The sequence below is a fragment of the Flavobacterium cerinum genome (assembly GCF_024496085.1).
Classification (GTDB): Bacteria; Bacteroidota; Bacteroidia; order Flavobacteriales; family Flavobacteriaceae; genus Flavobacterium; species Flavobacterium cerinum_A.
Map to the genome: position 1 here is coordinate 3043202 of NZ_CP101751.1, position 14064 is coordinate 3057265.

Annotated in this window: 12 protein-coding genes; 5 read left to right on the plus strand and 7 right to left on the minus strand. The window is 37.7% G+C overall.

Annotation, left to right across the window (positions count from 1 at the left end):
* Nucleotides 1-118 precede the first annotated feature (118 nt).
* Entirely contained in the window at nt 119-328 is a 210-nt protein-coding gene (locus NOX80_RS13595) for a hypothetical protein (RefSeq protein WP_256550338.1), read from the plus strand.
* On the opposite strand, the gene NOX80_RS13600 is transcribed toward NOX80_RS13595, so the two are convergent.
* From NOX80_RS13600 to NOX80_RS13625, 6 genes are all read right to left on the minus strand, one after another.
* Nucleotides 329-1387, minus strand: a complete 1059-nt coding sequence (locus NOX80_RS13600) for an o-succinylbenzoate synthase (protein ID WP_256550339.1) — start codon at nt 1385-1387, stop codon at nt 329-331.
* 115 nt (nt 1388-1502) lie between these two features.
* A complete protein-coding gene (locus tag NOX80_RS13605) occupies nt 1503-2180 on the minus strand; it encodes a metal-dependent hydrolase (RefSeq protein WP_256550340.1) in 678 nt (225 codons plus the stop codon).
* Nucleotides 2181-2190: 10 nt separating this feature from the next.
* The gene (locus NOX80_RS13610) at nt 2191-3099 is read right to left on the minus strand and encodes a 1,4-dihydroxy-2-naphthoate polyprenyltransferase (RefSeq protein WP_256550341.1); all 909 of its coding nucleotides are present in this window, start codon (nt 3097-3099) and stop codon (nt 2191-2193) included.
* Between the two features lie 31 nt (nt 3100-3130).
* The gene (locus NOX80_RS13615) at nt 3131-4612 is read right to left on the minus strand and encodes a PH domain-containing protein (RefSeq protein WP_256550342.1); all 1482 of its coding nucleotides are present in this window, start codon (nt 4610-4612) and stop codon (nt 3131-3133) included.
* The gene (locus NOX80_RS13620; RefSeq protein ID WP_256550343.1) at nt 4602-5183 is read right to left on the minus strand and encodes a PH domain-containing protein; all 582 of its coding nucleotides are present in this window, start codon (nt 5181-5183) and stop codon (nt 4602-4604) included. The genes NOX80_RS13615 and NOX80_RS13620 overlap by 11 nt, the downstream gene beginning before the upstream one ends.
* A gap of 133 nt (nt 5184-5316) precedes the next feature.
* Nucleotides 5317-6156, minus strand: a complete 840-nt coding sequence (locus tag NOX80_RS13625; RefSeq protein WP_256550344.1) for a 1,4-dihydroxy-2-naphthoyl-CoA synthase — start codon at nt 6154-6156, stop codon at nt 5317-5319.
* A 70-nt stretch (nt 6157-6226) separates the two neighbouring features.
* Between NOX80_RS13625 and NOX80_RS13630 the strand changes: the two genes are divergently transcribed.
* Both NOX80_RS13630 and NOX80_RS13635 read left to right on the plus strand, forming a co-directional pair.
* Nucleotides 6227-7345 (plus strand): C1 family peptidase, encoded by a 1119-nt coding sequence (locus NOX80_RS13630; RefSeq protein ID WP_256550345.1) that lies wholly within the window; start codon nt 6227-6229, stop codon nt 7343-7345.
* Between the two features lie 171 nt (nt 7346-7516).
* Complete coding sequence (locus NOX80_RS13635) at nt 7517-8707, plus strand: serine hydrolase domain-containing protein (RefSeq protein WP_256550346.1); 1191 nt, start codon at nt 7517-7519, stop codon at nt 8705-8707.
* A gap of 34 nt (nt 8708-8741) precedes the next feature.
* Here the strand turns inward: NOX80_RS13635 and ygiD are convergent, their stop codons facing one another.
* Nucleotides 8742-9620, minus strand: a complete 879-nt coding sequence (gene ygiD, locus NOX80_RS13640; RefSeq protein WP_371926048.1) for a 4,5-DOPA dioxygenase extradiol — start codon at nt 9618-9620, stop codon at nt 8742-8744.
* A 293-nt stretch (nt 9621-9913) separates the two neighbouring features.
* Here ygiD and NOX80_RS13645 point away from each other — a divergent pair, with 293 nt between their 5' ends.
* Nucleotides 9914-12643: a TonB-dependent receptor gene (locus tag NOX80_RS13645; RefSeq protein WP_256550348.1), complete on the plus strand. Its 2730-nt coding sequence runs from the start codon at nt 9914-9916 to the stop codon at nt 12641-12643.
* A gap of 24 nt (nt 12644-12667) precedes the next feature.
* Nucleotides 12668-14017 carry a DUF4876 domain-containing protein gene (locus NOX80_RS13650; protein WP_256550349.1) on the plus strand — a complete coding sequence of 450 codons (1350 nt, stop codon included), beginning with the start codon at nt 12668-12670 and terminating at the stop codon, nt 14015-14017.
* The last annotated feature ends 47 nt before the right edge of the window (nt 14018-14064 follow it).

Genomic DNA, 14064 nt, shown 5'->3' on the forward strand with positions numbered 1-14064 from the left:
TAGCAGCAGTATATTTTTTTTAAATTACGTATTTACCCGTACCAAAAAACCGGATTTTTCCCCTACCCTGGCATTAATGTATCATTTAATTTTGCTCCTATAAGAAAAACCCAACCTTATGAAAACACGATCGCTTTCCGTTATATTCCTAATCATGGCTATTTATTCCTTTACGCAGTTGTATTTTTACTTCGACGATCTGGATTTTACGCATCAATTATTTAAAACATTGATCATCGTTATTACTGTCGTTATTGCCGTGATTATGGTCGGTTCTTATCTTAACTTCTATTTCTTTAAGAGAAGACGTTATATCAATAGAAAGTAATTAGAATTGTAAACCTGTAGTATTCCAACTTTCTTCTGATCGATAGTCTAGGTTTCCGTTAGTGACCGCCAACGGGCAATCAAAATTGTTCGTGTATAAACCTCCGGTTCCTAATCCCTGAGGCATTTTATTGTTCAGTGTATAAGTCCACTGCGCAATCGCATTTAGTCCGATATTACTTTCCAATGCCGATGTAATCCACCAACCGATATTGTATTTTTCGGCCAGTGTAATCCATTCTTTTGTACCTCGAAAACCGCCAACCAGACTTGGTTTTAAGATAATATATTGCGGTTGTATTTTTTGCAGTAGTGCTTCTTTTTCCGTTGGCGTAAAAATCCCTATTAATTCTTCATCCAAAGCAATCGGCATCGGACTTTTACGACATAAATCGGCCATTACCGTTTCATTTCCCTGTCGAATCGGTTGTTCGATACTATGTAATGTAAATGCGGCCAGTTTTTCCAGTTTTTCCAATGCTTCTTCTCCTGAGAAAGCTCCATTGGCATCCACTCGTATTTCAATAGTTTCGGCATCAAAATTTTTCCGGATAAATGCCAGTAAATCGAGTTCCTTCTGAAAATCGATAGCGCCTATTTTAAGTTTGATACAGGTAAATCCCTGTTCTAGTTTTTCTTCGATTTGTTGTTTCATGAAGTCTTCTTCTCCCATCCATACCAAACCGTTTATCGGAATACTTTTTACCGAATTCGTAAAATCAGACGGAAACAACAAAAACGGATCAGCTGATTCCAGCGAACGGAAAGCTGTTTCCAATCCGAACTGAATAGAAGGAAATTCGATGGTCGCTTCCCAAAGCCGGTCGGGGCCTAAATGTATGTTCTCGCAAACCCAACGTAGTTTTTCTTCATAATCCGGTCGGTCGTCGATGCTTAATCCTCTTAAGATACCGCACTCTCCTATTCCGGTTTTACCGTCCTTTTGAAGTTGTATGAACCAGGTTTCTTTTGTCGTCAAAACACCTCTGGAAGTTCCGGACGGTCTTTTAAACGTTAATACATATTTTTGATACGTTGCTTTTACTACTGAATCCGACATAATTCAACTTCTTTTAAACTAAAAATAAGATTTACAGTTGGCCTAAATTTCCTTCTATAAATCTTACTTCTATATTGCTAAACTCTTTTCTCTTTTCTCTTTTCTCTTTCTTCTCTTAAAGATCAATCGAAGCTCCTATCTCCAACAGCATCAGATCTTTTCCTTTGTTAAAAAATTTACGGATCGCTTCCTCATGATCAATTTCGATATAACCAAACGTATCAAAATGATAGCCCAATACTTTGTCGCATTCCACAAAATCAGAAGCAATGATAGCATCGTCTACATCCATTGTAAAATTACTTCCGATCGGTAAAATAGCTAAATCCAGTTGGGTACGCATCGGAATCAGTTTCATATCCATTGTCAAAGCGGTATCACCGGCGATATAAATATTTTTATGTTCCCCTTCGATCACAAAACCTCCGGGTTGACCGCCATAACTACCGTCACCGAATGAACTGGTATGAATGGCATTTACATATTTTACGGTTCCGAAATCAAATTTCCAGCTTCCTCCGTGATTCATGGGATGATATTGCAATCCTTTTTCTCCGTAATGAGAAGCTATTTCGTAATTCGAAACAATTACGGCATTGGTTCTGCGTGCAATGGTTTCTACATCCAACGTATGATCGTTGTGCGCATGTGTTACTAAAATATAATCGGCTTTAATCGTATTGATATCAATATGTGACGCTTTCGGATTTCCTGAAATAAAAGGGTCCACTAAAAGGTGTTTTCCGCTGATTTCTATTCCCAGACAGGCATGCCCGTAAAATGTAATTTTCATAGTTCGTTGTTTAAAAAGTGAGTACTACTGATAATAAAACAGCAAAAAGAAAAGTGCTTAATGCTACTTTTTTCAATTCCGGATCCAGTGCTTTCGGATCCTGATTGGTAATAACGGTTTTCAAATGTTTCAGTAATGGAATATATGCCAGTACAAATAAGTATTGTTTCCATTCAAATCCGGACCAAAATGCAAATATAAGTCCCAAAAGCATTGCCGAAACAACAATGGCAATATGATAACGTTTTGCATTTTGCGCACCGATTTTCACCACCAGTGTATTTTTTCCTGCTTTACTATCGGATTCCCGATCCCGCATATTGTTTAGATTCAACACCGCAACACTTAATAAGCCTACGCTAACAGCCGGTAAAAGAAGTTTACTATCTAATGATTGTGCAAACAGGAAATTCGTTCCGAGTACGCTTACCAATCCGAAAAAGATAAAGACAAAAAGATCGCCTAATCCTCTATATCCGTAAGCTGATTTTCCAACGGTATATTTAATCGCTGCCGTAATAGCCGCTAAACCTAACACAAAGAAAAATAACGAAAAACCGAAATTATCACTTCCGAAAGAAGCATAAATCAGCGAAACGGCAATAATTAAAGTTGCAACGGATACGATAATTATTCCTTTTTTCATTTGTTCCGGTGTAATCGCGCCACTTTGAAGTGCTCGTTGCGGACCGACACGGTCTTTATTATCCGTTCCTTTTACACCATCTCCATAATCATTGGCAAAATTCGACAACACCTGTAATCCTAAAGTCGTCAGAAAAGCCAAACCAAATATAATCCAGTAGTTATGGTTATCTGAATATTGTTTATAAGCATAAAAACTTCCTACTAATATTCCGGAAATGGATAACGGAAGGGTTCTTAATCGTGCGGCTTCAAGCCAAACTTTAGCACTCATATATTTGCTGTTCTTTTTTTAATTTATTGGATTACATCCAGTTTTTCGGTGTTGTTTCGACCTGATAAAGCCAGACATTCACCAATTCTTTAATTTTTGTAAAATCTCCCAGATGAAAGGAAATTGTTCCTCCGGCTGTATAAAGCGTTATACTTCCGATATTGGCACTTTTATGCCAAAATAACTGACTTGTTGCAATAGCTTGTATTTTATGCGGTTCGATAATCTGATGTTCGATATCCCAAACGCCTTTTCTGCAAATGATAAATTCATCGGTTACAAACAAACGATTATTCCGGAAACCAAAATACAGTAATAAGCCGGTAAACGTTATATATAACGGTACAAAAATAAGGTATTCCTGTATAGGTAGAATACTAAAATGATAGAATAAAAACAAAATGATAAGCGGTACCACCTGGTATATCACGATTCCTACGATCAGTCTTCTGATATTGGGGCGCAACATCACTCCTTCTTCCGGGATTTTATGAAATAATAACGTCAGTATTTTGTCCCGTTCTTCAGTATTACAGCCGGGAATGTGGATGGCTTGTTTGTCGTTTTCTTCCTGATCGGCATTTCCGGAAGCCTGGCGGATTTTCAGATTTAACGTATCCATCTTTTTTTGCAGAAAATTCCGACTGGTGGAAACGATCTGTACTTTTTCCGGTCGGATGATGGTATTTTTCGTGTTTAACAAACCATATGACAACAATAGCGATCTGTTTTGTTTTGTGATTTTGAAATCGAAATATTTAATAATCGTTCGTACAAGATTCAACAGTAAGAATAAACTCAGAAAGATTATAATAATGATCGATATTGAAAACATGGCCAGTCTTTCATCAATATAATTATTCACCTGAGAATCATCGATTTCATTGGCGCGCATAAAACTTTGTGCGTTTTCGTAAACTGTTCCGACAAAAGCCAGCAACAGCGCAAAACTCCGCATATAATTCGAAGTCAGTCCAATTTTAACTAAGCTCGAAAAGCTAATTTTAATAAAAGGTGCTTCCTGATCCGTATTATCTGTTAGCTTTTGATCATTTTTTTCTCCTTCCAGTAAACGGATTTTCAGCGCTTGGGCCAATTCGTGTGAAACAGCGCGAATTACAGCTTCTTTTTTCTGCGTTCCGGCGGTATCAATATCAAGAGCATATACTCCGATTACTTTTTGTACAAATGACTGATTAATTGTTACTTGTTGGATTTTATCCAATTTGATCGCAATTCTTGTTTTATTCAGTACGCCTTTCTGAATGATAAACTCATCGTTTTTATCGTCAATATAAAACGTGAAATTCTGATATTGCAAATACGCTACAATAGCCACCAATACTAAAAGGCTACCCGTTCCCAATACTACATAGGCTTTATTGAGTTCGTTAAACTTAAAAAGCCAGATTACAAGAATTGGCCATAAACCCCGAATCAGGCGTTGGAAAGTATCGGTAAACATAACCAATACGCCCACAAGGGATTGTCGTTGCGGCTGATTAAAGTTCATCTTCCGAAGATATTTCCGTTGTATTATCCGGGTTTTCTGTCGTTGTGATTTTCGTTTCCGAAATCAGTTTCGCCATTACCAGCTCTTTGATTTTTTCCGCTTCCTCTTTTCGGATTCCCGCTATACGAATGTCACTTCCGCTTCCGCCGGCTGTAAAAATTTCGATAGCCGCCAGATCCAGTTTTCGGGAAATAAACCCCTGATGTAAAGCAACATGCTGTACCCTATTATATGGAATTATCGTTATTGTAGTCGCAATGACTCCGCTTTTATACAATACATCATGCTGTCTGAAAGCATATCCTTTTTTTTGAAATGACAACAATCCGAATAAAACGGTCAGTATAATTATGATTAAAATCCCTGAACCGGCGATTAACGGTTCATTTTCGATTCTGCTATCCGGAGTCATCAAAACAAAAATCCCGTAAATCCCGATAAGGATAAGCGCAAAAACGGCACAATTAAAAAACATAATTTTTTTATAGTCATCCTGTAAAGATTGAAACGTTACCGTTTCAAATTGGGGAAGTTCCCGGGTATCGATACTTGTATTCGTAAAAGGCTCCATAGTAAAGGTATTGCTTCAGTTATTTCAAAAATAGGAATTTGTATCCAACTATCTTATAGTGTTGGCTTCGTAATTATTCCAAAAAAAAGTAGGATTAAATCCTACTCTTCTCTTCTATATGTTTACCCTACTACTATGGCAACCATTTCTTTTCGAAATTTGGTTTCCGTTTTTCAAGGAAAGCATTTCTTCCTTCTACAGCTTCGTCTGTCATATAAGCCAAACGTGTCGCTTCACCGGCAAATACCTGTTGCCCGACCATTCCGTCGTCCGTCAGGTTCATTGCGAATTTCAGCATTTTAATAGAAGTCGGGGATTTTGCCAGAATTTCCTGTGCCCATTCGTAAGCTGTATCTTCCAGTTCAGCATGAGGAATTACAGCATTCACCATTCCCATTTCAAAGGCTTCCTGAGCGGAATAATTACGTCCCAAAAAGAAAATTTCTCTTGCTTTTTTCTGTCCGACCATCTTAGCCAGATACGCAGATCCGTAACCGCCGTCAAAACTGGTCACATCAGCATCCGTTTGTTTAAAAATAGCGTGTTCTTTACTTGCCAGCGTCATGTCGCAAACTACGTGTAAACTATGTCCGCCACCAACAGCCCATCCCGGTACTACAGCAATCACCACTTTAGGCATAAAGCGAATCAATCGTTGTACTTCCAGAATATTCAGGCGGTGCATACCATCATCACCCACATATCCCTGATGTCCTCTGGCTTTTTGATCACCACCGCTGCAAAACGAATACACACCGTCTTTAGAGGAAGGACCTTCAGCTGAAAGTAATACTACTCCAATTGATATATCTTCCTGCGCATCATAAAAAGCCTGATATAATTCACTTGTTGTTTTTGGTCGGAATGCATTACGTACATCCGGTCTGTTAAACGCAATTCGGGCCACCCCATTGCATTTTTTATAGGTTATATCTTCGAATTCCCGAGCCGTTTGCCAGTCTATCGTATTCATATTTTTAATTTTTAGCGTAAAAATAAAGCATTTTTTGCATTATCTTGCACTTCCAAAAAATTATAATACAATGAAAAAAATTTTTGTTTCAGCAGCCTTCCTGGGTTTCCTTTTTTCAGCTCAGGCACAAAAATATGAGTTTCAAACCGTTACCGATCTGGAAGCCTTACCGGTAATCAGTCAGGGTAATACCGGAACCTGCTGGAGTTTTTCTACATCTTCATTCCTGGAATCGGAAGTAATCCGTTTAACCGGAAAGAAAATAGATTTATCCGAAATGTATCAGGTTCGTAATACGTATCCTAAAAAAGCGGAGAATTATGTGATGCGTCAAGGAAAAGCGCAATTTGGTGAAGGCGGATTGGCTCATGATGTCATCAATAGTGTTGCAGATTACGGCTTGGTTCCGAATGCCGCATTTACCGGTCTTAACGGTACAGCAGAAACCCATAATCACGCTGAAATGGTTGCGGTAATGGAAAGTATGTTAAAAGCATATGCCGAAAATCCCGGGAAAAAATTATCTCCGAACTGGAAGAAAGCGATTGATGCTATGTTAGACATCTATATCGGGAAAAATGTAACGGAATTTACCTACGAAGGAAAAAAATACACGCCGAAAAGCTTTTTGGCGATGACTAAAATAACGCCGAAAGACTACGTTACCATTACTTCTTTTACTCACGCTCCTAATTACGGAACTTTTATTCTAAATGTGCCGGATAATTTTTCAAACGGTAGTTTTTACAACCTTCCGCTGGAAGAATATATCGCCAATATTGACAATGCATTGGCTAACGGTTTTACTGTAGAATTAGACTGTGACGTTAGTGAACCGACTTTTTCAGGAAAATACGGTGTAGCGGTTATCCCGAATGACGATGCCGACAATAAAACGATATTAACCGAAATCAAACCGGAAAAAGCGATCACACCGGAATACCGTCAGGCGGAATTCGAAAATTTAGCTACTCAGGATGATCACCTGATGCATATCGTCGGAAAGGTAAAAGACCAGAAAGGAAATGTTTACTATAAGGTAAAAAATTCATGGGGTACCGATCCGAACCGCGTTGCTAATGGCGGTTATGTTTATATGAGTGTTCCGTATATGAAACTAAAATCGATTTCGGTATTGGTACACAAAGATGCATTACAAAAAGATACGCGTAAAAAACTGGGATTATAAATCGCTCACTAGTATATAAAGTAAAGGACCATCGTAAAATGGTCCTTTTTTATTATCATCCGGGTTGATCCGACTAAATTTTAACAGAAATAATTGCCTCTATCAATTTTAAAAACAAACTGTGTTATTTATATTTGCCTTTTACTAAATTTTTACCCTGGAACGCACCCGATGAAACTGACAAAATACGTACCCTTATTTTCCATATTATTATTAATAGCCTGCAATAAAAAAGATAATTCCCGAGATTCTGACAATAACCCTAACGATACCGCTTTATTAGCCGGTGATTTTTCTATTAAATTACCCAAAATTTCACCGCAATTTGCATCCGACAATAAAGCTTATGTAGAACGTTTTTACAACAAACATTATAATGCCGGTGATTATAGCGGTGGTTTTTTAGTTGCTAAAAACGGACAGATTATCTATGAAAATTACAGCGGTTATGCCTATAAAGAAAAAGGAGATAAAATAACCGAAGATACTCCTATCCATATCGCATCCGTTAGTAAAATGATCACAGCTGTAGCTGTAATGAAACTGGCAGATGAAGGAAAAATAAAATTTGATCAGCCGGTTAAAAATTATCTTCCGGAGTTTCCCTATGAAAAAACAACCGTACGTATGTTGTTAAATCACCGTAGCGGATTACGAAACTATGCCTATTTTACAGCTGATAAAGGCGTTTGGGATAAGAAAAAAACACTGACCAATCAGGATGTACTTACAATTCTGGCAACTAAAAATGTTGGTTTGGAATCACAACCGGGAACCCGATTCGGCTATTGTAACACCAATTATGCCTTATTAGCCCTGATTATTGAAAAAGTAACCGGAAAAACGTACCCGACGGTTATGAAAGAAATGATTTTCGAACCACTGGGAATGACACATACTTTTGTTTTTGACGATTTAAAAAAGAAAGACGAAGTGAGTCAGTCGTATAAAGGCAATTACTTACGTCTTGCTTTTGAATTTCTGGATCAGGTGTATGGCGACAAAAACATTTACTCCACACCACGCGACCTGTTAAAATTTGACATTGCCACATATAACGATGACTTTTTAAGCAAAGAAATGAAAGCCGAAATGTTTAAAGGTTATAGCTACGAACGCAAAGGAACCCGAAATTACGGATTAGGCGTTCGGATGTTGGAATTTGAAACCGGACAAAAATACTTTTTCCACAACGGTTGGTGGCATGGAAATACTTCTTCTTTAGTCACCTTACGAAAAGACACGGTTTCCATCATTGCAATTTCGAATAAATTCACCAAGAAAACCTATCAGACTAAAAAACTGGCGCCTCATTTCGGCGATTATCCGTTTAAATTCAGTAAAGAAGAAAGTGAAGAATAAAAAAAACTCCGGTTGATCAACCGGAGTTTTTTTTTTAACCGATCTTAACGGATGTCATCGTTAGCGAACCGCCTACCGCTTTATCATTAAAAAATGATGTTACATCTTTATTATCCTGCAATCCTAATGTATACAACAACGGATAATAATGATCCGGCGTTGGGATAGCCAGTTTTGCGGCTTTATTCAGTTTTTCATAATCGATTAAAGCTTTATGATCCGCATCTGCAATTTTATCTTTAAAAAGCGTATTCATTTCCACTGCCCAGTCATAACCGTATTCCGGTTCAGCCAGTTTGTCCCAGGCTACCATTCGTAAGTTATGCACCATGTTTCCGCTTCCTATAATCAATACTCCTTTTTTACGCAGACTCGCTAATTGTTTCGCCAGGTCATAATGATATTGCGGCGGTTTATTATAGTCAATACTTAACTGCAATACCGGAATATCCGCATCCGGATACATATGTCGGACTACCGTCCAGGTTCCGTGATCCAATCCCCAATCATGATCCAATCCGACTTGGGTCGATGTGACCAGATCGGCTGTGACTTTAGCTAATTCCGGATTACCCGGTGCCGGATATTGTACGTCAAATAAAGCTTGTGGAAATCCGCCGAAATCATGAATCGTTTTCGGATGATTCATCGCTGTAATATGCGTACCTCTGGTTAACCAATGCGCCGAGATTACCAATACTGCTTTAGGCTTTGGAATTTCTTTTCCCATTTTAGCCCATGTTTGCGAAAACACATTATCTTCTATTCCATTCATCGGAGAACCATGACCGATAAATAAAACCGGAAGCTTTATATCTTCTTCTTCTAATTCTTTTGTCCAATTGTAAAACGGATATAATGTTGCCATACCTGCTCCTCCTATTATAGTTTTAATAAAATCCAATCTATTCATTACTATACAATATTTGTATATACAAATATAATATTTATCTCATTAGTCGCTTATAAAATTATGATTTTTAACAATTTAAATCAGAATACATAAAACACAAAAAAATAAAACCAAAATTAAACTCCTATATTTTTAAACTATTAGCATATAAATCCAAAAAAAGAAACAGAAAGTTCGATTTTAGCTGTTAATTATTTAAAAAAACAGGATAAATCACAAAAAACAACTATTTGGTATTAGTCTAAATAAAATAATGGTAGTATTTTTGCGGTTAGAAAAAATCCCCCTTAAACGTGAGATTCTTATATATCTTTCTTTTACTCGCCTTTAATACGGTAATCGCTCAAAAACAGATCAACGGACAAGTGTTCGATCGTGATACTCAAAAACCGTTACCGAATGTATTTGTAGTCAATCCTGAAACTAACGATTGGGCTATTACAGATGATAATGGTTTATTTCAGTTGCGTATGCCTTCATCAAAAGAAGTGAGCATTAGCTTTAAATTGTTAGGCAAACAGGAAATCACACACAACTATAAAAAAGAGGATCTTACCAATAAAATTGTAGTTTATCTTCAAAATCAGAATTTACGATTGGATGAAGTTGTGGTTACGGCACGTAAAGGAAAAAAATTCTCCGAGATCACAATTGGTAAAGAAGTAATCGAACAGGTTCAGGCCTTTTCCCTTAATGAAGTACTGGAACAGTTACCCGGACAAGCCATTACCAATTTTACCTTAAACGAATTTAAACCAATCGCTTTCCGTACGGTGCGCCCATCTTCCGTAGTCAATACCGGTTTCGGTAATAAATCATTCGGTACCGCCATTGTTGTTGATGGTATTCCAATTTCAAATAACGAAAACATGCAATCCTACGGCGGAAATTACGGTGCCCCCTTCTCCCCGAACACACTGGGATTTGGTGATCCGGCTACATCTTCCGGTTTTAACGGTTATTTTTCCAATGCCAATTTCGGAGCAGATTTACGAGAAATTCCGGTTGACAATATTGAAAAAGTAGAAGTCGTACAAGGAGTTCCGTCGGCAAAATACGGGGATTTAACTTCCGGGTTGATCAAAATTGAACAAAAAGCCGGAAAATCACCTTATCGCCTTTATACTTCATTACGTGACGGAACAACAGAATACGGTATAGCTAAAGGTTTTAAAGTAAATGATAAAATCGGTTTTGTAAATCTTTCGGTAAATTATTTAAAATCCAACGGAGAACCGCGTGTTTCCTATAATCAATACGAGCGTATCACCACGAATTTAATGTGGAGCTGGGCCAGTAAAAACAAAAACATCCGTAACTCCTTTTCAGTCGATTATGGTTTTAACAACGATAATGTAAACTACGAAGAAGAAGATACCGACAATAAAATTGTAAAAAACAAAAAGAAAGATCTTTCCGTTTCCAATCGTTTTAAATGGAAATTTAAAGACAGTAGCTTTTTCGATAATCTGGATGTAAACGCTAACTTCAGATATAGTGATCAACTAACTTACGAATCAAAGTTTGTCAATATTGGCGGTAGTATTGTCGGAACCAGTACACAGGAAGGTGTTTATTCCGGAACCTATACATTACCGAGTTATACTTCAGTTAAAGCCGTAGAAGGTATTCCGATCTCTTCTTTTATCTCGGCTGATTTATACAAAACATTTAATACCGGTGACTGGTCGCATTCCTTGTTATTCGGTACCTCTTTCCGAACCAGTGACAATAAAGGACGTGGTCGTTTGGGTAGTCCCGAAACAATGATCAGTACTTTTGCTTCGACAAACGGTGGTTCCGGACAAGGATTCCGTCCTTATAATTACGGTGAAAACATCCGGGCTGAATATCAGTTTTCATTATACGCCGAAGACAACATCACCCGAAACTGGGAAAACAGCACTTTTTATATGAATACCGGTTTGCGTTTTGACAACCAATTTGGATTTACAACACTTACTCCGCGTATCAACAGTTATTATCAATACGACAATTTTAAAATTCGCGGTGGTTTTGGAATTACCTCAAAAGCGCCTTCTTTAAATCAGATTTATACCGGTCCGCGTTACTACGACGCTGTATTGGGTGATTACCGTTATCCGGGCTATTACAATTTGGGAATCGTTCAGACCTTTATTGATTATGCCAATAACAAAGGCCTGAAACCGACAAAAAGTATGCGTTCAGAATTAGGATTAGATTATAAATTACCTTTCGGAAATCTGAATTTTACCGGTTTTTACAATCATATGTATGACGGAATCACCAATGAAGGAATTCCAAGTTTCCGGGATATGGCAGTTCTTGACGTTCAATATAACGGAACGCAGACACCAACTTACCAGGTAACCGGTTACACTCCTTTCTACTATTTACAAAGTCGTTTGGTTAACAAATTCGAATCGAAAGACCGGGGATTGGAGTTTTTTATGAGTTTTGATAAAACGCCTTTTAAAAACATCACATTCGATATTCAGGGAAGTTATACCGAAACCGTAAATACTGATACCCGCGATTCTTTTGAACGTATTGCCAGTACGACGCCAAGAACGGAAAAAATTGCGGTTTTAAAACCGTATGATGAAAATTCTAAAAGCTTCCGATTGGGTGCGAATATCAACTATCACCTACCGAAAGCAGGATTGGTAATTGCCGTACGAAGCGAGCATTTTATCATTGATAACACTAACTATAGAAGCGGTAATCGTTTATACGCTTATATCGATGAAAACCTAAATAAAGTGATCATCCCGGAATCAGAAAGAGATACACATCCGTTATTACCGATATTATCACAAAACAATGCGCTGATTGATCGCTCATTACAGAAAGTATATCACAATTTCCATTTGCGTGTATCAAAAGATTTTAAAAACGGGTTCCGTTTTTCATTCTACTCCAACAATTTCCTGGATCTGAAACAGACAGAAGATTTAATTGACAACGGAGTACCGACCAAACGTCCGAAAGCAGGAATGGTTCAACTATCCTTCGGAACTAAAATCGAATATCAATTTTAATAATTAATTTATATACTAACTTACATGAAAAAATTTCTTGTATTACTCAGTGCGGCATTAGCCTTTACATCGTGTTCCGATGATGATTTCGGCAATGGTAACAACGGGCTACAACCGGTAAACTTTTCGGTAAACCTTAAATACGATCCTATCACATTTAACGGTCAATCGGTTAACGGTGGTGCAGTTATATTGACAAACACCAATACCGGAGATACGTACACTATCGAATCGAATACAAACGGAATTGCTTCTTTCCCTGCGGTAATCCCGGGAACGTATAATATTACGGCTACAAAAACACTTACCAGTTCTGAATTCAGCACCCAATTCGGATATACACCGGAAACCCAAACAGTATTGTTTAACGGTGCTCAGGAGCAGGTTATCATCAATGCTAATGTAAACGCGACTGAAATTAAATTAAAATCAGTTCGTATCGGTGATTTAGTGATCAAACAAATTTATTACGCCGGTTCTCACGCGCAACAAGGGGCTGTTTTCAGAGATCAGTTTATTGAAATCTATAACAACTCAAACGAAACGATTTATGCCGATGGATTATGTATCGGTCAGTTATACGGAAAAACATCAACTACAACAGCTTCTTATACGTTAGCAAGCGGTCAGTTTGACTGGAGCAAATCGATTGGTATGACAGCCGGTTCTTCTGCTAATACTGATTATGTATATGCTGATTATGTGATCCGTATTCCGGGTTCAGGAACTACCTACCCTATTTTACCGGGAGAAAGTATTGTGATTGCTCAAACCGGAATCAACCACAAATCACCTTTAGTAGATAACAGTGGTGAACCGTTAAGCGTACAAAATCCGGATCTTACTGTAGATTTAAGCGGTGCTGATTTTGAAGTGTATTTAGGTGATTTCCGATTATCTCTTGGTGAAGATGTATACCGTTTTGACATCCAAAACCCGGCTGTAATGGATATGGAGATTGCTTATTGGGGAAGACAAGGATATGCGAGTCCTAATAAAGACTTAATCCTTGACAACTTAGGACGTGATAGTTTTGTAATTTTCCGTGACAACAATATGAACAACTATCCGAACTTCCCGGATCCGTCAATTGCATCTATTACTAATACTACTAAATTTTTCGTTCAAATCCCGAACGAAAAAATCATCGACGGTGTAGAATTACAACACTATAATCCAAGCAGCTTAAGACCGAAAATGCTTCAATCGCAAATTGATGCTTCTTCAATCAGTTGTGATGCGGCTTATAACTCACAAGCGGTTTACCGTAAAGTGAAATCTGTTGTAAACGGACGTAAAATCCTTGAAGATACAAACAACTCTTCAAACGATTTCGTAAAACAAAAAGCAAATCCAAGAGGTTTCGCTAACTAATCTGTAAAAAGATTTTTATAAACGCTTCTTAATTTTTTAAGAACAAG